Origin of the sequence: Hymenobacter lucidus (assembly GCF_020447265.1) — a bacterium.
GTDB classification, from domain to species: Bacteria; Bacteroidota; Bacteroidia; order Cytophagales; family Hymenobacteraceae; genus Hymenobacter; species Hymenobacter lucidus.
Map to the genome: position 1 here is coordinate 264,479 of NZ_JAJADR010000003.1, position 22,041 is coordinate 286,519.

Sequence of the window (22,041 nt, forward strand, 5' to 3'; positions counted from 1 at the left end):
ATTTAGAAAGGAAACAAAGCAGAAACACCCAGTAAAAGCTGCAATGGCCGCCGCTTATTCGTCGCGCAGATAAAGCGTGGGCGCCACCCGCGCGGCCCGGATGGCCTGGGTGCTGATGGTGAGCCAAGCCACGACCAAGGCCAGCACCCCGGCCCCGGCGAAGTACCAGAGCCGCAGGGCAATGCGGTACTCGAAGCCGTTGAGCCACTGCTGAACCACCCAGTAGCTGATGGGTAGTGCCACAACAATGGCTACCAGCACCAGCCGGGTCAGGTCGCGGGAAAGCAGGTACACGATGCTGGCCTCACTGGCGCCCAGCACCTTGCGAATCCCGATTTCCCGGCGGCGGCGCTCGGCGGTGAAGGCCGTCAGCCCGAACAGACCCAGGCACGAAATCAGAATAGCTAAGCCGGCGAAGTAGCGGGCCAGCACCCCCACGCGCCGCTCGGAGGCGTACTGAGCCTGGTAGTCCTCGTCGAGAAAATGGTAGGTGAGAGGCGTCTGACCGGGGTTGAAAGCGGCGTAGAATTGTTGGATTCGGCCGATGGTTTCCTGCTCCCGGCCCGGGGCCAGCCGCACCAGGATGGTGCCGGCCGTTTGCGGCTCCAGCCGGAAAATAAAGGGCTTCACCTTCTCGTGCAGCGACTCATAGTGAAAGTCCCGCGCCACGCCCACAATCCGCTGGTTGTCGAGCAGCTGGCCCACCGGGTTTTGCAGGCCCAGGCTGGCCACCAAGGCTTCGTTGACGATAATCTGCACGCTGTCGGTGCGGAACTGGGGCGAAAAGCTGCGGCCTTCTTTCAGCGTAATGCCCAAGGTTTCGAGCATGTCGTAGTTCACGCTCAAATTGTTGGCGAGAATCTTCCGGCCCTCCCATTCCACCGGACGCCCCGCGCCGTAGGTACTCACTAACGAGCCCCACATGCTGGAGGCATTCACCGCGCCCGGCAGCCGCTTCAGCTCGGCCAGAAACGTGGTAGGCTGCTGCTGCGCCCTACCCGCCGCCTCAAAAGACACAATGCCGTTGCGGTCGTACCCCAGGTCTTTGCTTTCAACGAAGGCAAGCTGCCCCTGAATGACCCACACGCAAACGATGAACAGCACGGAGAGCATGAACTGGAAAACCACCAGCCCTTTGCGCGTCCACAGGTCGGCAACCGAACCGGCGAGCTGCCCCTTGAGCACCTCCACCGGCCGCAGCCCCGACAGGTAAACAGCCGGATAGCTACCCGCCAACAGCCCCGTAATCAGCGTAATGCCAAGCGCCGAAAAAACCAGGTGCGGCGTGAAAGCCAGCGCAAGGTGCTTGCCGGTGATGTCGTTGAACTGCGGCAGCAGCAACTCGACCAGCACCAGTGCAATCAATAGCGCAAGGAAGCTCATGAGCACCGATTCGGCCAGAAAGTGCGCAACCAGCGAAAAGCGGCTGGCACCCAGCGTTTTCTTCACCCCGATTTCCTTCAGCCGGCGCGAGGCCTTGGCCGTGGCCAGGTTCATGAAATTGATGCAGGCAATGACCAGAATAAACACCGCAATGGCTGAAAACAGCTGCACGTACTCAATCCGCCCGCCCGACGGCACGCCGTTGGTGTACTCGCCGTGGAGGTACATGTCGGCGTAGGGCTGCACGAGCAGAGCCCGTTCCGTATTCGTGGCCAGTTTGCGTTGGAGCAAGCTCGAAATCTTGGTTTGAAACTGCGCTTCGTCGGCGCCCTCGTGCAGCACCACGAAGGTGTTGAAAGGCCCGTCCTGGGCCCAGTCTATCGACTCGCCCATTTTCATGATGTCTTTGAAGGCATCGAAGCTGAGCACGCAGTCAAACTGGTCGGTAGAATTGGGCGGAATGGGCCCGAACACGCCCGTTACGATGACGGTTTGCTTGAGGTCAGCCAGTTGCCACTCCACCGTTTTGCCCATGGCATTGGCTGCCGTGCCGAACAGCGCCGCGGCCATTTCCTGCGAGAGCACGGCGGCGGTTTTGGTGGCCAGCACCTGGCTGGCGTCACCCTGTTGCAGGTTGTAGGAGAAGATGTGGAAGAAGTCTTTGCCGGCAAATTTGGCGTCGGCCCGCACGGTTTTTCCTTTGGCCACCAGCGTGAGACCGGGAAAGAAATCGGGCGGGGTGGCCACGGCCGCGTACTGGATTTCGGGCATTTCCTCGGCTAGCGCCTCAGCCAGCAGCGGCGCCGTGCCATAGGTGTTGAGGCCTTCCGCCGTGCGCTGATTTTCCAGCACCTGAAACAGCCGCCCGGTAGTGGCGTGGTACCGGTCGAAGCTCCATTCATCATGCACCCACAGGTAGATAGTAAGTGCCCCCGCCAGGCCTACCGACAAGCCAACCAGATTGATGAAAAAGGTGGTTCTGAACCGCTTGAAGTTCCGGTAAATCAGAAGTAGGGAATGCTGCAGCATAGGGCCGGCGAAAAGCGTGAATACCTCGAACTATGAGGGCCGCTAGGCCCGAGCGTGCTCCAGCACCACCTGTCCGTCGAGCAGCCGGATAACGCGGTGAGCGTAGCGGGCGTCGTGCTCGGAGTGCGTGACCATGATGACGGTGGTGCCGGCCTCGTTTAGCTCGGTGAGCAGCTCCATTACCTCGTTGCCGTTGCTGGAGTCGAGGTTGCCGGTGGGTTCGTCGGCCAGGATCAGGCGCGGCGAATTGACCACAGCCCGGGCCACGGCCACGCGCTGCTGCTGCCCGCCCGAGAGCTGCTGGGGAAAGTGGTTGCGGCGGTGCATCACCTGCATTTTTTCCAGCACCCGCGTCACTTTGGCCTGCCGCTCAGCCGCGCCCACGCCCAGGTAAATCAGGGGCAGCTCCACGTTTTCGGCCACGGTCAGCTCGTCAATCAGGTTGAAGCTCTGAAACACGAAGCCGATGTGCTGCTTGCGCAAGGCGGCGCGCCGCCGCTCGGGGGCGTGGGCCACCTCGGTGCCGGCAAAGGTGAAGCTGCCGCCATCAGGCTCGTCGAGCAAGCCCAAAATGTTGAGCAGCGTGGATTTGCCGCAGCCCGACGGCCCCATGATGGCCACAAACTCGCCCTCCGCCACTTCCAGCGACACGTTGTTCAGGGCCTTGGTCTGCACTTCGTCGGTGCGGTAAATCTTTTCGAGGTTTTCGATTTTAATCATCGGCGTAAAGGTGTAGGCAGAAGGGAAGTTACGGGTTGGATTCAAGGATTAACCGGGACAGTAGCGCCCACGGCGCCGCAGCTTTTCTACCGCTTCGTTGCAGCGAAGGAAGGTTGTTCTTCCGGGTAGAAACGCCATTCTCCGTTCACCATCAGATCGGCTCCGCAGGCGCTAGTTGACCGGCTTTTATTCGGTGTTCAGTTTAAATCAGGCGGCTACTGGGGCTTGGCGCGCAGTTCCAGCTCGCCCATCGTGTCGTAGCCCTCGTAGCTGGAAGTCACCACTTGGTCGCCGGGCTGCAGGCCTTCGAGTACCTCGTAGTAGTCGGGGTTCTGGCGGCCCAGGCGAATGTCGGTGCGGTAGGCCTTGGAGCCGTCTTCGCTCACCTTAAAAATCCAGTTGCCGCCGGTTTTCTGGTTGAAGCCGCCCTTGGGCACGCGCACAGCCACCGTCGGATCGCTCAGGGCCAGGCGCACGGCCACCGTCTGGCCCCGGCGCAGGTCGGGTGGCACGGGGCCGCTAAACTCCATATCGACCTGCACGCCCTTGGTTACTTGGGTGAATATCTTCTTCACGCTCAGGGCGTAGGGTTTGCCGTCCACCGTTATTTCGCCCTTTTGCCCGGGGAAGATGCGCGAAATGTAGTACTGGTCGAGGGTGGCGCGCACCTTCAGGCCGGTAAGCATATCGAGCTGGCCGATGCGCTGCCCCCGGGTTTTAAGCTCCCCGATTTCGGCGTTGAGCGAGGTAATGCGGCCCGCCGCGGGGGCCTTGATAGTGAGGTCGTCGAGCTTGCGGCGCATCAGGGCCAGGTTGCTTTGCATGCGCCCCACCGACTGGGTCATCTGGCTGATTTGTTCGCGCATAGCCAGCGAATCCTGGCGCAAAGCCTGGCGGCTGAGCTGCCGGCGGCGGCGCTGGTAGTCGTAGTTGTTTTTGGCTTGCTGGTAGTCCTGGCGCGAAATCACCTTTTCCTGATACAGCGTCTCATTCAGGTCGAATAGCCGCTTGGCCTCGCGCAGCTGGTTGTCGATTTCGGCCTGCTGGTTGAGTTGCTGAATGCGGTTTTGCTGGAGCAGGTTGCGGGTGTTGTGCAGGTTGTTCATCAAGTCGAATACGGCCGTTTCGCGGTTCACCATTTCCAGCTGCAAATCGGTGTTGGCCAGCTGAATGATGGGCTGCCCCGGTGCGAGGGCCGCACCATCTTCCACCAGAATGTGCTGCACCGTGCCGCCCTCGGGCGCGTCGAGGTAAATGGTCTTGATGGGCATCACCACTCCATCGACGGGCACAAACTCCTGAAACGGCCCGCGCGTTACCTTGCTGATCGTCAGCCGCTCGGGGTCCACGTTGAGCTTGGCTGGGCCGGCTGAGGTGCGCAGCCCGGCCACCACGGCCACTACCAGCAGCAGCAGGCCGGCCAGCAGCAGCAGGCGGGTCGGCGTCCAGGTTTTTTTTTCAATTCGTTCATCCATGACCAGGCAGCAATTGGCAGCAGCGGGCTATTCGGCAGCCCGCCCAAAATGCTCAGGAAGAACGATGCCAACTTGCTAAAGCATTAATTATCAAATTCTTAATTCCAAGCTTACCGCAACTGCCGCTAAAACTGTTCGGTTTCGATACAATCTACCGTCCGGTAGTGATACAGCCGCCGCACCGGGCCAAGCCAAAAGATGCCGCCCAAGCCCGGACGGGGCATTTTTAAAATCTAGTACAATTGTGGCGGGTATTTCGGTGCTTCGTAGTCGGGCGCGGGTGGCCGCCCATTTTTGCTTTAGCTAGTACACGGTATGATCTTGAAAAAAGCGCGGGTTTTGGTGGTAGACGACGACACGGACGTGCTCTTTGCCATGCGCATGCTGCTGCGCACGGAGGTGCAGGAAGTGGTGACGGAAAAGAACCCGGAGCTGCTGCTTTCCCTGCTCAGCAAGCAGCGCTTCGACGTGATACTGCTCGACATGAACTACAAAAGCACCCTGGGCACCGGCAACGAGGGGCTATACTGGCTGGGGCGCATCCGCGAAAAAGCGCCCGGCAGCGCCGTAATCATGATTACGGCCCACGGCGAAGTCAGCACGGCGGTCCGCTCGCTCAAGGCCGGGGCCACCGATTTCCTCGTCAAGCCCTGGCACAACGCCCAACTGCTCGATACCCTGGCCGCCGCTTTGCAGCCTCTCGAAGCCGGCAAAGCGGCCCCGGCCGGCCCGGCCGCGCCCCGGCGGCCGGCATCCTTCGCCGAATTTTCCCTGCTGGGCGAGTCGGCGGCCATGCAGGAGGTGTTCCACAAAATAGAAAAGGTGGCGCCCACCGAGGCCAACATTCTGCTGCTGGGTGAAAACGGCACCGGTAAGGAGCTGGTAGCCAAAGCCATCCATCAGAAATCCTTCCGCGCTGCTCTGCCCCTGGTTACGGCCGATTTGGCCGCCATGAGTGAGGGAATCTTCGAGAGTGAGCTGTTTGGCCACCGCAAAGGCGCTTTCACCGATGCCCGGGAAGACCGGACCGGGCGGTTTGCGGCGGCATCGGGCGGCACGCTGTTTCTGGATGAAATCGGCAACATTTCCCTGGCCCAGCAGGCCAAGCTGCTCACCGTGCTCCAAAACCGGGAAGTGCTGCCCGTGGGCAGCAACGTGCCCGTGCCCATCGACATTCGCCTGATTTCGGCTACCAACGCCCCGCTCTACGAGCTGGCCGCCGAGCAGCGGTTTCGCAAAGACCTGATTTACCGCCTCAACACCGTCGAAATAACCCTGCCGCCCCTGCGCGCCCGTGCCGATGACGTGCTGCTGCTGGCCCGTCACTTTGCCGGTATCTACGCGGCCCGCAACCGCAAGCCCACCCCCGACTTTGAGCCGGCTACGCTTACCAAGCTGCGGCAGCACCACTGGCCGGGCAACGTGCGCGAGCTGCAGCACGCCGTGGAGCGGGCCGTCATTCTGGCCGAAGACGACGTGCTGCGCCCTCATGATTTTCACTTCTCGGCTATGGATGCCCTGGCGGTTACCACGCTTTCAGAAGGCCCGCTGCAGCTCAACGAAGTGGAAAAGGCGACTATTCTGCGGGTCATTGAGCGCCACAACGGCAACATCACCAAGGCCGCCAAGGAGCTGGGCCTCACGCGCACCGCGCTGTACCGCCGCCTCGAAAAACATGACCTTTAATGACGTTTAAGCGGCTCGAAATCGGTATTGTACTGCGGCTGCTCGGGCTGTTGGCGCTGCTCTACGGGGCCCAGCGGGCCCTGGAGCACGGCCATTACGCCCTGCTGGGGCTGGCCACGCTGCTGCTCGGGCTGGCCGTGTGGGAACTGGGCCGGCACCTCACGCGCGGCACCCGGGCCCTGGCTGATTTTCTGCTGGCCGTGCAGTACCGCGACTTTTCCCTGCACTACAACGAGGCTCACCCCAACCGGGCGCTGCGGCCCCTGCACGCGGCCTTCAACCAGCTCAGCACCACTTTTCGCCAGCTCAGCGCCGAGCGGGAAGCCCAGTTTACCTACCTCCAAACCGTGCTGCAGCTCATCGACACGGGCATTATTTCCTTTGATGCCACCGGCCAGGTCGAGTCCATCAACGAGTCGTTTAAGCGCACCCTGGAGCTGCCCTACCTCAAGCACATCAGCACGCTGCACAAGCGCCTGCCCGAGCTCTACGAAGCCATAAACCGGCTGCAGCCCGGCGCGGCCACGGTGGTGAAGGTGACGGTGGGCCGCAACACTATGCAACTGCTGCTTTCCGCTACCACGTTTCGGCTGCAGGGCCGGGAGTTTACGCTGGTGGCATTCAAAAACGTGAGCCACACCCTCGACGAAACCGAAACCGCCGCCTGGCAGAAGCTGCTGCGCGTGATGACCCACGAAATCATGAACTCGGTGGCCCCCATTGCGTCCCTGGCCGATACGCTCCGCCGCGACCTGAGCCGGGAATTGGCCCAGTCGGAAGCAATGCCCGCCGAGCGGCAGCGGTTGGCCGACGTAGCCGAGGGTATCGGCATCATTCAGCACCGCAGTGAGGGGCTGCTCCGCTTTGCCCAGGTCTACCGCAACTTCAGCACCATCAATACCCCTGCCCTAACGACCGTGTACGTGCAGGAGCTTTTTAACAGCATCGGCGGGCTGCTGAGTACGCAGCTCAGCCAGGACGGAATCGAGCTGCTCACCGTCGTGGAGCCCGCCGAGCTGCACCTGCAGGCCGATTGTCAGCTCATGGAGCAGGTGCTGATTAATCTGGTGCTGAACGCGGCCCACGCCGTACGCCCGCAGCCCCAGCCCCGCATCCGGCTGCGCGCCTACCAAACCGATGCCGGGCGGGCCATTATCGAAGTGGCCGACAACGGCACCGGCATTTCGCCGGAAGTAATGGACAGCATCTTCATTCCCTTTTTCACCACCCGCCCGGGCGGCACCGGCATCGGCCTGAGTTTGGCCAAGCAGATTCTGCACCTGCACCAGGCCAGCATCAAAGTGCAGTCAATGCCCAACGAAGGCACGGTATTTCAGCTGGAGTTTTAGGTAGTCATCTACTAATAAGCTCTGAGCTTATCAGGCTGTGGCTACAAACTCTCTTTGGGCAAAAAAAAACGTCATGTCGAGTAGCGCGAGACATCTCGCGTGGTATCGTTGTTTTCAGACCTAGCCACCGCGGGCCCCGGCTTTACTGCTTCAGCAGCTTCACCGTGGCCGTGCCCGCGGCGTTGCTCACCCGCACCACGTATAGTCCCGCCGTCTGCACCACGGGCACCGTCAGCGCCTCAGTGCTGCTTCTGGGTTGGAGCTGCTTTTCCCAGACCACCACGCCCAGCAGATTAACCAGCTGCACCAGCGTGGGCTGCCCCTGCGCACCCCGGATTTCGATTTCGGCTTGGCTGCCCCGCACCGGGTTTACCAGCGCCGCTACCTGTAGCCCCGCCGCCGCCTGCCCCGGCCGTACTGAAGTCACCACGCACGCGGCGGGCACGTTGGCCGACCAGTCGGTGGGGACCATGCTGATGAGCGTGCCCTGGTGGCCGTGGCCGGTCTGGTCGACGGCTACCGTGCCGCTGCCTTCGTTGAAGGGCCAGTAGCCTTCCAGCCCCGCGGCCGTGGGGGCCACCGCGCACATATTGGCCTGAATTTCGGCCGGTGTCAGGGCCCGGGTCCACACGCGCACTTCGTCGAGGCTGCCGTTGAGGATGCGGCTGTTGTCGAAGTTGCGGCCCATGTAGAAGATGCTGTTGGCCGTAAACGAGCCCGTGGCATTCAATGAGGCGTTGAGCTGCCCGTTCAGGTAGAGCCGCAGCACGGTGCCGTCGAAGGTGGCCGCCACGTGGTACCAGGTGCCCGCGACGAGGTCGGTAGGCGAATTGACCTTGCGAGTAACGCCGTTTACGAGCATCACAAACTGTAGCCGGCTGGCGGCCAAGCCGGCGTCGCCGAGGCGGATAAGGGCCGTATTGGCCCCGTCTTCCATACCCAGCACGCTCGAAATAAAGGGCGAAGCAGTTTTGAAGGCCGTGGGTTTCAGCCAGCATTCCATGCTCAGGGCGGTGCCGGTCAGGTTCACGGCTCCCGCATCCACGAACTTGGTGGCCCCGTCGAATACCAGCGCCGTGTTGCCGGTGGAAGTACCGGGCTGCACCACCGTGATGTAGCCGGTGCGCGTGAGCGAGTCGCGGCCCGCGGCATTGGCGGCCCGCAGCTTCACGCTGTAGGTGCCGGGCGAGGCGTACTGCACCACCGGAAACACGGCCGTGCTGGTAGCCGGCGTGCCGCCCTCAAACGTCCAGCGGTAGGAGTCGGCGTTGGTCGAGGCGTTGGAAAACGTGACGGACTGATTGGTCGTCACCACCGTGGCGCTGGCCGTGAAGCCAACGGTGGGCGCGGCCGTTACCGCTGCCCCGTTGTAGAACTTGAGCCGGCCCAGGTTTAGGCGGTAAGTGGCCACGGCCGCCGAAGCCGCCGCCCGCACCCCGATGACGGCCACTTCCCGGCCGGCATAAGTAGTCAGACTCACGGTGCGCGTGTTCCAGAGCGTATCGGGCGCGGTGCCCAGGTCCAAGGCGGCGGGGTTCAGCAAATCGTCGGCAAAGTAAAGCAGCAGTTGGGCATTGGCGGCCCCGGCCGCGGCCGTTTTGAAGGTCACCTCGCAGCTGGTTTGGGCCGCTACGGGCAGCTTGGTCTGGAACAGCTTCACGGTGCTGCTGTTGGTGCCGCTCAGGCTGCCCTGCAGCTTCAGGGACGTGCCGGCGTACACGGCCCGGCTGAAATCGTAGCCCACGGTGATAGGCGCGGCGCCGGTTTTGTTCCACTGCCACGAGGGCAGCAGGCTTTGCTTGCTCATGTCGGTCCAGCCTTTCACGAGCTGGGTACCGTTGTTGGCAAACATCTTGCCCTGGCCCACCGAGAAGTAGGTTTCAAACGGCAGGGTGTTGATGATGCTGCGCACCGGCACATACTGGCCAAAGCCTTTCCAGCCCGTAGCATCCTCAGTAGTCACGTCCAGGTCGTTGCCGGCAAAGAGGCGCTGCTCGGTCTGGTAAAAATTGGCGTAGTCGGCCGCGTTGCTGTTGAACGAGTTCAGGCCGCCGTTGTAGGTCAGGTTGGTAGCAAACAAACCCAGCGACAGGCGCGGCTGGGTCAGGTCGCCGCCGGTGAAGTAGTTGTTGATCCAGTTGGTTTGGGTAAACAGCGCCTGCGGGTTGCGGCCCGGCCACAAATCGGCGCCCATATATACGTCGAACGGGCTCCGGCCCAGGGCCGTAGCGGTATTCACGGAAGTGGTGATGTTGGTAGCACCCGACCAGAAGTAGTTGGTAAACATGGCATCTGACACGCGGGCCGTACCATCCTGGAGCAGCAGCTGGTTGTTGGCGTTCAGCGCGTTCTGGTACGAAACCGCGCCGCCGGGCAGCATGGCGTCGTACCAGTGAATCTCCATGCCGGCCGGCCGTAGCACCTGCAGGCGCTTGAGCAAGTTGCGCAGCTCCAGGGCCGTAGCCGCCGGCACCGACGATTCCTGGTTGAAAAACCACCCGTCGAAACCGTAGTAGTTGGCCACTTCCACCAGCTTTTGAGCCGCCGTGTACTCGCCACTGCCGTCCTTCTGAATCAGCAGGGCCACGTCGGCCGCCGAGCTAAACACCGAGCCGATAACCTTCACGCCGTTGCGGTGGGCCGCCTCCACCCAGGGCCGGGTCGGAATGGCCACCGGCCCGTCGAACCAGGTCAGCACGTCGATATATTGCCAGTGGGTGAAGTTGTAGAGGTTGAAGCGGGGCTGCTCGTTGAGGTAGCCCGCGAAGCCCGCCATACCGTCGGGAATGTAGTTGATCTTGTGGCTGAAGCTCTGGGCCGGGTTGAGCTGGGTGGTCAGCGTGTTCTGGCGGGCGGCCAGCGGCACCCGGCTCACGTTGGCCGGCACGGCGGTGGGGCCGGTGGGCGTCCAGGCCAGCAGCTGGGCCACCGAGAGCTTGGTAAACTGCGCCGCCGGCTCCATCTGAGCCTGGGCCGTAAGCGAGCAAACCAGCAGCGCCAGCAGCCCGCCAAGGCGCCAGGACCGGAGAGAAGACAAACGAATTCGAGAGTAGCGTAATAGCATCGGCTTGCGGGTTAATGGCTAAGAATGATTCACTTGCCGGTCAAGGTACAACTGAATTCAATTTCTCCTATACTCTTCCCTGCATTTGCCAGCAGCAAAAAAGAACGTCATGCAGAGACGCAGCCGAAGCATCTCGCGTGGCGTTGTTGTTGGAAAAAGAACGTCATGCCTGGCGTCCGCAAAGTCGAAGCATCTCTACCGCTTCGTCTGTCATCCTGAGCCTGCGAAGGACCCTATGGGATATAAACAACAGGCACAACAAAGACTCGTGCTGACGTGATAAGGTCCTTCGCAAGCTCAGGATGACAGATTAAACAACATCAGAAGCTGATTTATATAATTATTTTATTTATAAATAGTATTTTGTCAGACATACCTACCTCCCATCCTTACGCCCGCCACCCATGCCTGCTATCCGCCCTATCCTCCTATCTATCCTGACCTACTTATTATTCATACCTCCCGCCGCTGCCCAGGCTCCCGAACCCGCCGTTACCCGCATCGGCACCATCCAGGGCAGCGGAGCGGCGGCTAAGCCGGGCAGCTACACCGTCGAGGGCATCGTCACGGCCGTGTACCCGGGCCTAAACCCGGCGGGCTTCTACGTGCAGGAAGCCGCCCCGGCCACCGACGGCAACTCCGCCACCTCCGATGCCCTCTTCGTGGTGCAGGCCGCACCCACCGTCGCCATCGGCGACAAAGTCCGCATCAGCGGCACCGTGCAGGAAGCCGCCGCGGCCCCGGCCTTCGACCAGGCGGTGCTGACCGAGCCCGTCATTCGGGTGCTGAGCAGCGGCAACGCCCGGCCCGCCTTCACCCCGCTGTCCACCACGTCCCTGGCCCCGGCCACCCTGGAGCGGCTCGAAGGAATGCTGGTTGAGGCGGGCGGCGCCCTTACCGTCTCCGACGTATTCAGCCTCTCGCAGCGCGGCGAAATCATCCTGACCCTGGGCGGCGTCACCTACCAGCCCACCCAGTTCATCGACCCCAACGACAACTCTGCCACCGGCACCACCAGCACCGGCACATCCAACGTGGCCGCCGTGCTGGCCTACCAGGCCGCCAACGCTGAGCGCAGCATCCTCCTCGACGACGGCACGGCGGCCACCAGCCCCAGGCCCACGCCCTACGTGAGTGCCGCGCTGAACACGCTGCGGGTGGGCAGCACCATCAGCCAGCTGCGGGGCGTGCTGGGCTACGGCTTCGGCAAGTGGCGCGTCCAGCCCCTGCCCGGCCCCGACGCCCCGGTGTTTGCCGTCAGCCGCCCCGCCATGCCTTCCTTCGGCCGCCTCGACCTTAAGCTGGTCAGCTTCAACCTGCTCAACTACTTCAACGGCGACGGGCAGGGCGGCGGGTTTCCCACGCCCCGGGGGGCCAAAACCCCGGCCGACTTCGCCCGGCAGCGCAGCAAGCTCATTGCCGCCCTCTCCCAGATGAACGCCGATATCGTGGGCCTCACCGAAGTCGAAAACGACGGCACCGGCCCCGCCTCAGCCCTGCACGACCTCGTAACTGGCCTCAACCAAGCCCTGGGCGCGGGCACCTACGCCCTCATCGACGACGGCGGGGCCACCCGGCAGCCCAATAATACCGACGTCATTCGCTGCGCCCTGCTCTACAAGCCCGCCGCCGTGCGCCCCTTGGGTTCCGCCCTGGTCGCCACCGTGCCCGACGTGTTTGAGCGCCCCCCGCTGGGCCAGCTCTTCATTACCCGCCGCAAAACCCGCCCCGATACGGTAGCCGTGGTCATCAACCACTTCAAGTCGAAGGGCGGCAACGCTACCGGCCCCAATGCCGACCAGAACGACGGGCAGGGCGGCTCCAACGAGCGGCGGCGGCAGCAGGCCCACGCCCTCGTTAGCTTCCTCAACGGCCAGGTTCGGCCCGCCGGCACCAGCCGCCTCATCAGCATCGGCGACTACAACGCCAACTACGAGGAAGACCCCATCGACATTCTGCGGGCCGCCGGACTGGTCGTCGTTACGCCGCCCACCAGCGCCTCCTACGTCTTCAAGGGCCTCACCGGCTCCCTCGACCACTGCGTGGTGTCTTCTAACCTGGTGGGCTTCATCGACGTGCGCAAGTGGCATATCAACTCCGCCGAGCCCCTGTCGCTGCAATACGACCAGGCCGGGGCCGCCACCGACACCCGCAGCCCCTTCCGCTCCTCCGACCACGACCCGGTACTCATCGGCCTCAACTTCGACGGCCTGGCCCCCGCCAACGCCGCCGCGCCCCGCCTCTTCGTGTATCCCAACCCAGCGGCCGGCCCCACCCTGTTCACCCTACCCAAAATACCCGCCACCGCCGGCCCCGTCACCCTCGACGTATCTCTGCCCCAGGGCCCGCCCATGCTCCACCTCCACGGCCCCGTAGCCCTCGTCCGCGCCGAGCTAAACCGCTACACCGCCCACCTTGCCCCCGGCATCTACCTCCTCCGCCTCCAGGGCAAAAGCCTCAACCAGACTAGGCGGATTATGAAGGAGTAGCAGGAAACGTGTCATTGCGAGGAGGCACAATTCATAATGACAGCGTATAGAATATCTCAAGCATTATAAATTTCAATTTTTTATGCAAAATCATAACTATTTCATTTAATAATGAATGACATACGGTTACTCGCTAATAATCCAACATTTCTCGTTCTTGATATCGGATTCTAACTTTTTATATTTCCCGACGACAACATCACCATTGTTATATACCACAGTTATGTTTTTATTTTTAAAACTTTTAGGAATTACTACCTTATTCTCAAACAATGGCAAAAATTGCTGATAACTCTCAATAGCAGATTCCTTTAGAAAGACAAGAGCTTCATTACCCACAAATGAAGAAGCAGAACTTTCTATCTCATTCTTACTGTACAAGTTAAGTATATTTCTTGCCCTCCTGAATACAGAAAGAAACTTAGACTGATTTCGCATCAATTGCATTTCATAATAATCTATCAACATTATCTCTAAAGCGGGCCTATCCGCCAAATCAAAATATTTTTTCCTCAACGTAGTCAATAACACTTCAGCAAACGACAAATCACCCCTGATTATACTTTCTCTAAGGAGCATAGACATATAATTGGCATCCTGGGCATCCATTTGCTTAAGAAGATCCTTCTTCAATAATGGCTCAATAAAAAATTTTCCAGATCCAGAAACCGTAATCAACTTCGATTTTTTATACACATAATATCCAAATAAAATTTGATCATCGCTTAACAAACTGTGTTTATGTTCAAAAATGAATGAGTACAGGTTATCTCGAAATCGAGTATTTATGGTATCAAACTTATCATCAGAATTATTCATTTGCTCATAAACACTAATCATACTCATATCTATTGACACAATATACTTGACAAGGGACTCACACAATACGATATCATAGTTATTTAATTCAACAAGTATTTTGTATATCACTTCATAACCTACGCTCATAGGCTTTTCTATGTTATATTCTTGAGGCTTCAACTGATTATCAATTATTATATTTGCAGCAACTCTTAAATTATCTACTGAGGCCGCTTTATCAGAACCCAACAAATAAAGATGATACAGAATAATAGGACGATACGCAATAAAAGGCAATTTTAGAGCTGCTTCAAAATTCAATTTAGACAGGTCTAACATATTGTTGTCATAATAATACTTACCAAGATTGTAATATGCAATATTCTTCAACTCCTGTACTTCATCAGTTTTTAACTTTAATTGCATTTGAGACAACTCACTAACAATATTATTAAATACAATAACCGAATCCGCCGAGCCATTTGCATAATCAATATTTAAAAGAGAGCTACCCATGTTTAGCATTGACCTATAATGAGTCAAGTCTCTTCTATTGTAAGAAACTATTTTATCAAACGCATTAGCAGCCTTCGCGAATTCCTTAATATAATACCAAGACAAACCGTATAAATATATTGATTTGATATCAATATCAGCCTTAGCAGGATCAATAATCACTTCATTCTTTTCATATATTTTAATTACACCTAAAAAATCTCCTGTATTATAACAAGCGGTAATAAGCAAATGCTGAATAGTTAAAAACGTTGAATCAACTGGCAATTGATCAATTACTCCATCTACGATTGAAATAACTTTCCCATAATTTCCTTCAAGAAAAGCAGCATTGACAGCTTCTACCAGTTGACCGTTTTCATCTGAACGCAATTCATATAACCACTCAATAGAAAGTGCATTATCAAGAACTCTATTTTTAATTTCCAAAACCTCCTTTTCGAAATCAGGGCCAACTACTCCAGACAAATAAAGCTTTCTTCTGGTTGACTTCTTAATGCTAATAAAATCTTGCTCCTTGATTGAAATCACTGCATCCAGCATTTCTGAATCATTTTCAATCAAACCACGAATATGATCTATGGGTGCTTGATCAGATGAAGAAAGATACATATTACTAATAACTTCGTCTATTAATTCAATATCAACAATTGAATTGGTAATAACGAAATCTTCAATAGCAGAACATATGTCGTATGTCATACGGGGATTACCGTTTGTCCAATAATAAATTCTATCAATCACTTTGGCATCTAATTCAAGACCACTCTTTTGAATAAAACTATTATACTCATCCAAGCTAAAATCGCCTAATAATATATTTTGCCCAATGTTGAAAGGCGAGATTCTAGGATCCTTAATCAAGCTTGAAGGCTCAGCCACTCCAGATAATATATAAGTTAATCTCTCAAGTTGTGGATAATTGGTACGGGAAAAATAGACGCTTCTAATGTGCTTGAATATAGTATCCGAAAAAGTAATTTTTGACAGTGCATCTACTTCATCTAGAATGATAACAAGTTTACCTCTGATAACGCCAAGAAGCTTCCTCAATTCAAACAAATGTTCCAAATGATCAACCAGATCATTATCTGATCTAGATTTAACTATTTCATTGTACAGGAATGAGAAATTATCAGGGTTCGTTTCAATTGCGGTATCAATTATATATCGAAAACATTCCCTTGCACTTCGAAAAGAATTTGATAAATCTATATAGACAAATGCATCTTCCTTTCCTGCCAAAGTTCTTTTAGCATTAATTAGCAAATTGGTTTTACCCATTTGCCTAGCAACAAGAACATAGCCTGGCCTTCCCATATCCTCAATGATATATTGGAGAAGCCTATCTGCTTCTCTATACACATATAGTGTGGAGGGCACAATAGTATGAGATCTTAATTTTTTTGAATTCATCATTTAGAAATTAGATTTAAACTCGTTAAGCGAAATATTAAACAAAGCACTATTAGCTTTATTATATACCAAAAAATGATATATAAATCTTTTTAAAAACCTAGGATTTCCGTTAGACTCCCGCAATAATTCAGCTGCATTCTCACTAAGCAATTGGAAGCTCAATGATTGTTGTATTAAATTCAATAATCTTAACATATCCTTTTCATCCCACTTGCACAGTTCATGAAATCTAATCCTTTCATGTATTTTCGCATTTACGCCTACAGCAACTAGTTTGGGATTGCCGATAGATGTACAAGCAAACCTAACAGTTGACCTAGGGAAGGCATTAACATGCTTTATCATCAGGGAAAATATATATTTAACAAAATCAACATCATTTTCATCCACAGGCATCTCTTCGAAGACAATATATTTACCCTGGTAATATCTATTTAATGTAGACGAAACGACATCTATAGCCTGCATAATATTTTGCGGCTTAAATTTATCAGAAACATTAACTTGCTCAAGGAGCTTAGAATTTATATACTCAAATGAAGAAAGAATATCTGCATCACACAAAGACAGATCAATAACATGAATACCCTTGCTAATCAAATTCCTATACACTAAAGAAGTTTTACCATAACCACTACCACCATATACCCATATATTAGCTTCGCTGCTGATTAAATTACAAATAAAATCATCTTGTTCTCTCTCGATGTAATACATTTCAATATCTTGTGAATATTGATTAAATAGGGCATCACTTACTTTCTTTATATCAATAACTTTTGGCAGAGAAACTATTGGTGCAATAGCGTGTATATCCAAATCGCTAAAGGAATCAAGACTAAAAACTGAATGACAAAGATCTACAGCAGCTCTCGCCGCCAATTTTTGGCGCTTTACTTTATCTTTTGCTTTATCACCATCAGCAAAATCGCATATACCTTTTACAAGAATCCAACTTTTATTAAATGAATATGCTGATGAGACCAAACCAGCCCCTTCCATTTCACCGCCAATAGCAGTAGGAAATTGTCTGATTATATTATTTCTGTACTTTATATTATCAACAAGAACTTCTCCAGAAAGTATATCTCCAAAAATAACATTTGATAATCTCCTACTCCCTATAGAAAATTTCCAATCTTTTATATTAGCAAATCTATTGATCAGTAACACGCTTGACATATGTTTTGAACCTCTATATTCAGTTTTGAGGCGTCCTACCTTTTTAACTTCATAAGATATTATTTGTTCTGAGACGAGAACATCACCTATTCGCTGCTTTTTATCATCAACTCCAAAGGCAATTCCGATCATAATAATAGCCTCTGGACTAATATGCTCAATTGCTAGCCTTGTTGTCAAGACAGAAGCACCTACTCCAATACTACCCATTCTAGATTCCACATGGCAAACTATATAAATACCAAATACACCAATGTAATAAGTCATGATATCTTTTTGGTACACTAATATCGATTCGGACCCAGTTATGGGACTTAGTTTCTCATGAAGGCAAGTAGTCTCGATTTTTGTAACCGTAATTAAAACAAGCTGTAACTTGCCTTTTATTTTTTCAAAATCTGCAGTGTTGATATGCAGATATGGATCTTCTATATTCATTGAAGCAATAATGATGTACACCAAATATAACTATTAATTTATTCACAATAAATTAATAGTTATATTTGAATAGACAATATCTTCAAAGCCAGCACAAACAGCCGCCATTGAACTGTTATTCAAATACATACAAATATTTTATCTTCAACCCTCCCTCACTATACATCTCCCAACAAAAAGGCCCCGGCAAACGCCGGGGCCTTCCTCATTCCCAACACCCGCGGCCCCTCTCCCCTGGCGAGGGGGCCGGGGGGTGAGGCCCTACCGCACCACCCAACGCCCTTCCCCATCCACCTGCTCCAGCACCACCAGCAAGTACGGCGCATCCTCCGCGCCCAGCTGGCTGTAGTCCGAAAGGTGAGCCTCGGTCTTGTGCTTCACCACCAGCCCCTGCCCCGGCGCGGGCAGCGCCCCGGCCGTGGGAGCCGTGTAGTAGCGCAGCGTGAGGCCCTTGCCGCTGCGGTTGCCCAGCGTGGGCGCCACCACGCCCGCCTCCCGCCTATCGAATACCAGCGCGGGCTTGCCGTAGAGCACCGGCCCCCGGTACTCGGCCCGCCGGCTGGCCGCCGTTTTTACCGGCGTCCGCACTGCCTCATACTGCCGCACCAGCTCGGGCTGGGCCAGCTCCTGAGCCCGCACGAAGGGGTCGAGGGCAGTTTCGAAGGTTTCGCGGGCCGCCGCCAGCAGCTCGGGCAGCGTGGCCGTGGCCGCGCTGGTACCCGTCTCAATCAGCCGCGCCTGGCCCTGGGTAGCCATCAGCTCGGCCAGGTCGGCCTGCAGGGTCTGGCGCACCGCCGGGTCGTAGCCGGCATCGGCCAGGTCGGCGGCGGCCAGCGTGCCAATGGCCCGGTCAATCTTGCCCAGGTACGCCAGCAGCTCGGCATCCTTACCGGGCAGCACCCGGCTCAATGGCGCTTTCAGCTCCCCGCGCAGGGCCGCGTCGGCAGTCAGAGCTACGGCCAGCAGCCGCAGAATCTCGGCCTTCTGCGCAGCTTCCAGTTTCACCACTTGCCGGTCGCGCGTTACGCCCGTGGTGGTGTGGTCCTGCGCCGTGGCCGTCTGCCCGATGCGTTCCACCAGGCCCGCCAGCGCAGTACGCCCCATGGCAATCCGCTTAATCGTCGTCAGCGGCGCCCCCGCTTCTTCCAGAAAGCGCAGCACCGCCCCGTACATCGTAATCTGATTCTGCTGTTTGGTATTCATAAAGCAACGGTAAATAGGTAAAAGTGAAGTACATCCGACCCATCACGGCCGGCCGCAAAAGCTACTGCTTTTATACATAGCCTCAAGTCTATACTTAGTTCACACCCCCGCTTATTTTTGGGTCGTCAGCTACCTCCTGCAGCCCGCCCGCTATTCCCTGCAAAGCGCCAGACTACCGCTGCACTTCGCCAGACATTCCCTGCACCCCGCCACCCTTGCCCTGCAGCATGTCAGACATCTCCTGCACCCCGCCACTTATCTCCTGCACCTGGCCAGACATATCCTGCAAGCCACCACGCATTTCCTGCCACCCGCCACTCAGCGCAAGGCGTATGCCAACGCCGAGCTGTAGAAACGGTAGTCTCAGCGGGGCAACACCAGTCGTTGAACGGGTGATGTGCCGCCCCGCTGGGCTAAAAGCCAATAGTCCGCCGCCGGCCCAGGCAGGCGCACCATTTCCCGTCGTCAGGCTCCCCCTCTCCTCTTTCATTCCGCGCATCAAGCGGCGTAGGGGGCCGGGGGGTGAGGCGCACGTAAGGCACCCGCCCGAAACCCACTATTTTTACCCCATTATCCTTTCCTTTCCCTTAACTCCATGGACGCCAACACCCGCCAAACCATCGTGGCCGAGCTCATCGGCCTGCTCGAAAAAGGCTACGCCCACTCCTCCCTCGAAGACGCCTGCGCCGACATTCCCGCCGCCGCCCTCAACCAGCGCGTGCCCCAAGTGCCCTACACTATCTGGGAGCTCACCGAGCACCTGCGCATCGCCCAGCACGACATCCTCGAATTCTGCCGCGACCCGCACTTCGTGTCCCCCGAGTGGCCCGCCGGCTACTGGCCCGATGCCGCCCAGCCCGCCGACGAAGCCACCTTCCGGGCCACCCTGGCCGCCATTGCCCATGACCGCGCCGCCTTCATCACCCTCCTCCACGACCCCCAGCACGACCTGCTCGCCCCCTTCCCCCACGGCACCGGCCAAAACCTGCTCCGCGAAGCCATGCTCATCGCCGACCACAACTCCTACCACATGGGCCAGCTCGTGCTGCTACGCCGCCTGCTCGGCATCTGGGAATAGGCAATGAAACGTAGCGCGTATTCCTGGCCGTCATCCTTCCTCAATAGAACGTACTTCCATATTGGTCGTCCTTCCGCATCGGCCGTCATTCCGAGCGAAGCTGAGGAATCTCGCGTGCAATGGTAATCACCATCGGCTACCATCGTTGCTCCGTCTGTCATCGTTGTTTGCTCTGTCATCCTGAGCTTGCGAAGGACCTTCCTCACCTATCCCGCCGCAGCTAGTACCAACGTAACAAAGCCCTTTACCGCACCAGCAGTAAAGGGCTTTGTCACGTTGGCAACATGCTTGTCACTGAGACGAGGAAGGTCCTTCGCTGCACTCAAGATGACAGACCAAGCAACGATACCCTAAGAGCCGCCAGTCTCAGCCCGCGCGCCCACCGCCCCCAACTGCCATTTAATGCGGGTATACGCCACCCGAAACCCGTTCTTCTCCGCATTGCGCTGCGACTGGCTGCCGGGCAAGGCCCCCATCATGGCCAGCGTGCAGCCCTGCTTAGCCGCGTAGCCCAGCCGCGCCCCCAGCAGCGCCGACTGTGCCCCCTGCCGTCGCCCGGCCGGTACCGTGCTGGCCCCCATCAGCAGGGCCGTGCCCTCGTGCAGAAACAGGCCGCCGGCGGCTATTGGCTGCCCGCCCAGTTCGGCCAGAAACGGCGCGGACCCGGCGCTGGCGGCGCTAAGCTGGCCGTAGTGAAACATGAAATCTTCGTACTCCTGGCCCTCAGTGCTCCAGCCCTCGGCCGAGGTGCGGGCCCAGAGGTCAGCTTCGGCATCCTGGCTGCGGCGCATAGTCAGGCCCGGCGTGCGCACCGGGGCCGGCTCGTAGTCGGGGCCCAACGGGCGGTAGAGCACGTTGGTATATTCCAGCGGGTAGTAGCCCCGGGCCGGCAGCAGCGCCAGCAGCGCCGCATCGGCCAGGGGGCTCACCTCGTGCAGCACCAGTGCCTGCCGCTCGGCAAAAAATTGCTCTAGTCGGCCCATTTCCTCGTTTCCCACGGGGTCGAACAACCCGAGGCCAAAGCTCTGCGTCAGCGGCGACTCCAGCCCGTCGAACATGGCGTATGCCCCAGCCACCGCAATCCAGGTGGCGTTGCTTTCGGGTAGCAGCCGCTGGCGGGCTTCCACGAAGTTGGCGTTGGCCTGGGCCTCGGTACGCTCAAGGCGCCGGGCCAGCGACCGGTCGGCAGATAGCAGGGTCATCACAGGGAGGGTAAAGTGGGCAGGCAAGGTACGCGGCCCGCTCGAAAAGCGCAGCAGCTAGTGGCAATACGCCGCCGCCGCTTGTCAACCAGCAGGAGTATATTGCCACTACCGTCTGGCCGGGGCAGCGCATAGCATAGCGCCCATCCGTGCGGCCCCGGTTCATTTCTATCCTTCCTTACCCACCAATTATGCTCGTAAAACTTCTGATTCCTGGCGTAGTGCTGGCGGCCTGCGGCAGCTTGTTTTCGGACCCGGCCTCCACACCGGCTCCACCCGCGTCGGCGGCCATCCTGGTGTTCTACAAAACGGCCGGCTTCCACCACAAGTCCATTCCCGACGGCCTGCGCGCCCTGCAAAAGCTGGGCAAGGATAACGGGTTCCGCGTTGATACCACCGCCAACAACGCCCGCTTCGCCCCCGCCCAGCTGACCGCCTACCAGGCCGTCGTGTTTCTCAACACCACCGCCGACGTGCTGACCGCGCCCCAGCAAACGGCCTTCGAGCAGTACATCCGGGCCGGGCACGGCTACGTGGGCATTCACGCCGCCTCCGATACCGAGTACGACTGGCCCTGGTACCACGGCCTGGTAGGTGCCTACTTCGTGAGCCACCCGGCCGTGCAGCCCGCCACCATCCGCATCCAGGCCGGCGGTGGCCACCCGGCCACCGCCGGCCTGCCCGCCGCCTGGCCCCGCACCGACGAGTGGTACAACTTCCGCGACATCAAGCCCGACCTCACCGTGCTGGCCACCCTCGACGAAACCACCTACACCGGCGGCACCAACGGGCCTACCCACCCCTTCGCCTGGTATCACACCTACGACGGCGGCCGAGCCTTTTACACCGCCGGGGGCCACACCCCCGAAAGCTACCAGGAGCCCCTGTTTCTGCGGCATCTGCTCGGCGGCATCCAGTACGCTATAGGCCGGTAGCCGCCCTGCCTGTTGCAGAGCAAATGTGGCTTGTTGGAGCTAATGAAGGGCCGTTAATCAAAAGTCTTTGTC

The 22,041-nt window shown here is 57.0% G+C and carries 13 protein-coding genes; 5 read left to right on the plus strand and 8 right to left on the minus strand.

The annotated features are described in order from the left end of the window. Positions 1-54 precede the first annotated feature (54 nt). The 3 genes from LGH74_RS12660 to LGH74_RS12670 all read right to left on the minus strand — a co-directional run bounded on the left by LGH74_RS12660 (position 55) and on the right by LGH74_RS12670 (position 4,607). On the minus strand, positions 55-2,412 hold the full coding sequence (locus LGH74_RS12660; RefSeq protein ID WP_226176259.1) for an ABC transporter permease: 2,358 nt from the start codon (positions 2,410-2,412) through the stop codon (positions 55-57). A 42-nt stretch (positions 2,413-2,454) separates the two neighbouring features. Then, complete coding sequence (locus tag LGH74_RS12665; protein WP_226176665.1) at positions 2,455-3,132, minus strand: ABC transporter ATP-binding protein; 678 nt, start codon at positions 3,130-3,132, stop codon at positions 2,455-2,457. A gap of 215 nt (positions 3,133-3,347) precedes the next feature. Continuing rightward, on the minus strand, positions 3,348-4,607 hold the full coding sequence (locus LGH74_RS12670) for an efflux RND transporter periplasmic adaptor subunit (protein WP_226176262.1): 1,260 nt from the start codon (positions 4,605-4,607) through the stop codon (positions 3,348-3,350). Positions 4,608-4,922: 315 nt separating this feature from the next. Between LGH74_RS12670 and LGH74_RS12675 the strand changes: the two genes are divergently transcribed. Both LGH74_RS12675 and LGH74_RS12680 read left to right on the plus strand, forming a co-directional pair. Next, complete coding sequence (locus tag LGH74_RS12675) at positions 4,923-6,293, plus strand: sigma-54-dependent transcriptional regulator (RefSeq protein ID WP_226176265.1); 1,371 nt, start codon at positions 4,923-4,925, stop codon at positions 6,291-6,293. Continuing rightward, a complete protein-coding gene (locus tag LGH74_RS12680; RefSeq protein ID WP_226176269.1) occupies positions 6,293-7,642 on the plus strand; it encodes a sensor histidine kinase in 1,350 nt (449 codons plus the stop codon). Before LGH74_RS12675 ends, LGH74_RS12680 begins: the two co-directional genes overlap by 1 nt. 142 nt (positions 7,643-7,784) lie before the next feature. Here LGH74_RS12680 and LGH74_RS12685 read toward each other — a convergent pair whose 3' ends face one another. Then, positions 7,785-10,679 carry an endo-beta-N-acetylglucosaminidase gene (locus tag LGH74_RS12685; RefSeq protein WP_226176272.1) on the minus strand — a complete coding sequence of 965 codons (2,895 nt, stop codon included), beginning with the start codon at positions 10,677-10,679 and terminating at the stop codon, positions 7,785-7,787. 431 nt (positions 10,680-11,110) lie between these two features. Between LGH74_RS12685 and LGH74_RS12690 the strand changes: the two genes are divergently transcribed. Then, positions 11,111-13,195, plus strand: coding sequence for an ExeM/NucH family extracellular endonuclease (locus LGH74_RS12690; RefSeq protein WP_226176275.1), 2,085 nt, complete (start codon positions 11,111-11,113; stop codon positions 13,193-13,195). Positions 13,196-13,321: 126 nt separating this feature from the next. Here the strand turns inward: LGH74_RS12690 and LGH74_RS12695 are convergent, their stop codons facing one another. The 3 genes from LGH74_RS12695 to LGH74_RS12705 form a co-directional block, all read right to left on the minus strand. Continuing rightward, a complete protein-coding gene (locus tag LGH74_RS12695) occupies positions 13,322-15,931 on the minus strand; it encodes an AAA-like domain-containing protein (protein WP_226176277.1) in 2,610 nt (869 codons plus the stop codon). Beyond that, positions 15,932-17,551 (minus strand): 5'-methylthioadenosine/S-adenosylhomocysteine nucleosidase family protein, encoded by a 1,620-nt coding sequence (locus LGH74_RS12700; protein WP_226176279.1) that lies wholly within the window; start codon positions 17,549-17,551, stop codon positions 15,932-15,934. A gap of 261 nt (positions 17,552-17,812) precedes the next feature. Further along, entirely contained in the window at positions 17,813-18,754 is a 942-nt protein-coding gene (locus LGH74_RS12705) for a hypothetical protein (protein WP_226176280.1), read from the minus strand. 595 nt (positions 18,755-19,349) lie between these two features. Here LGH74_RS12705 and LGH74_RS12710 point away from each other — a divergent pair. Beyond that, on the plus strand, positions 19,350-19,832 hold the full coding sequence (locus tag LGH74_RS12710) for a DinB family protein (protein WP_226176282.1): 483 nt from the start codon (positions 19,350-19,352) through the stop codon (positions 19,830-19,832). A gap of 350 nt (positions 19,833-20,182) precedes the next feature. Here the strand turns inward: LGH74_RS12710 and LGH74_RS12715 are convergent, their stop codons facing one another. Next, a complete protein-coding gene (locus tag LGH74_RS12715) occupies positions 20,183-21,034 on the minus strand; it encodes a GNAT family N-acetyltransferase (protein WP_226176284.1) in 852 nt (283 codons plus the stop codon). Positions 21,035-21,225: 191 nt separating this feature from the next. Here LGH74_RS12715 and LGH74_RS12720 point away from each other — a divergent pair, with 191 nt between their 5' ends. Continuing rightward, the gene (locus tag LGH74_RS12720) at positions 21,226-21,969 is read left to right on the plus strand and encodes a ThuA domain-containing protein (RefSeq protein WP_226176286.1); all 744 of its coding nucleotides are present in this window, start codon (positions 21,226-21,228) and stop codon (positions 21,967-21,969) included. Positions 21,970-22,041: the final 72 nt, after the last annotated feature.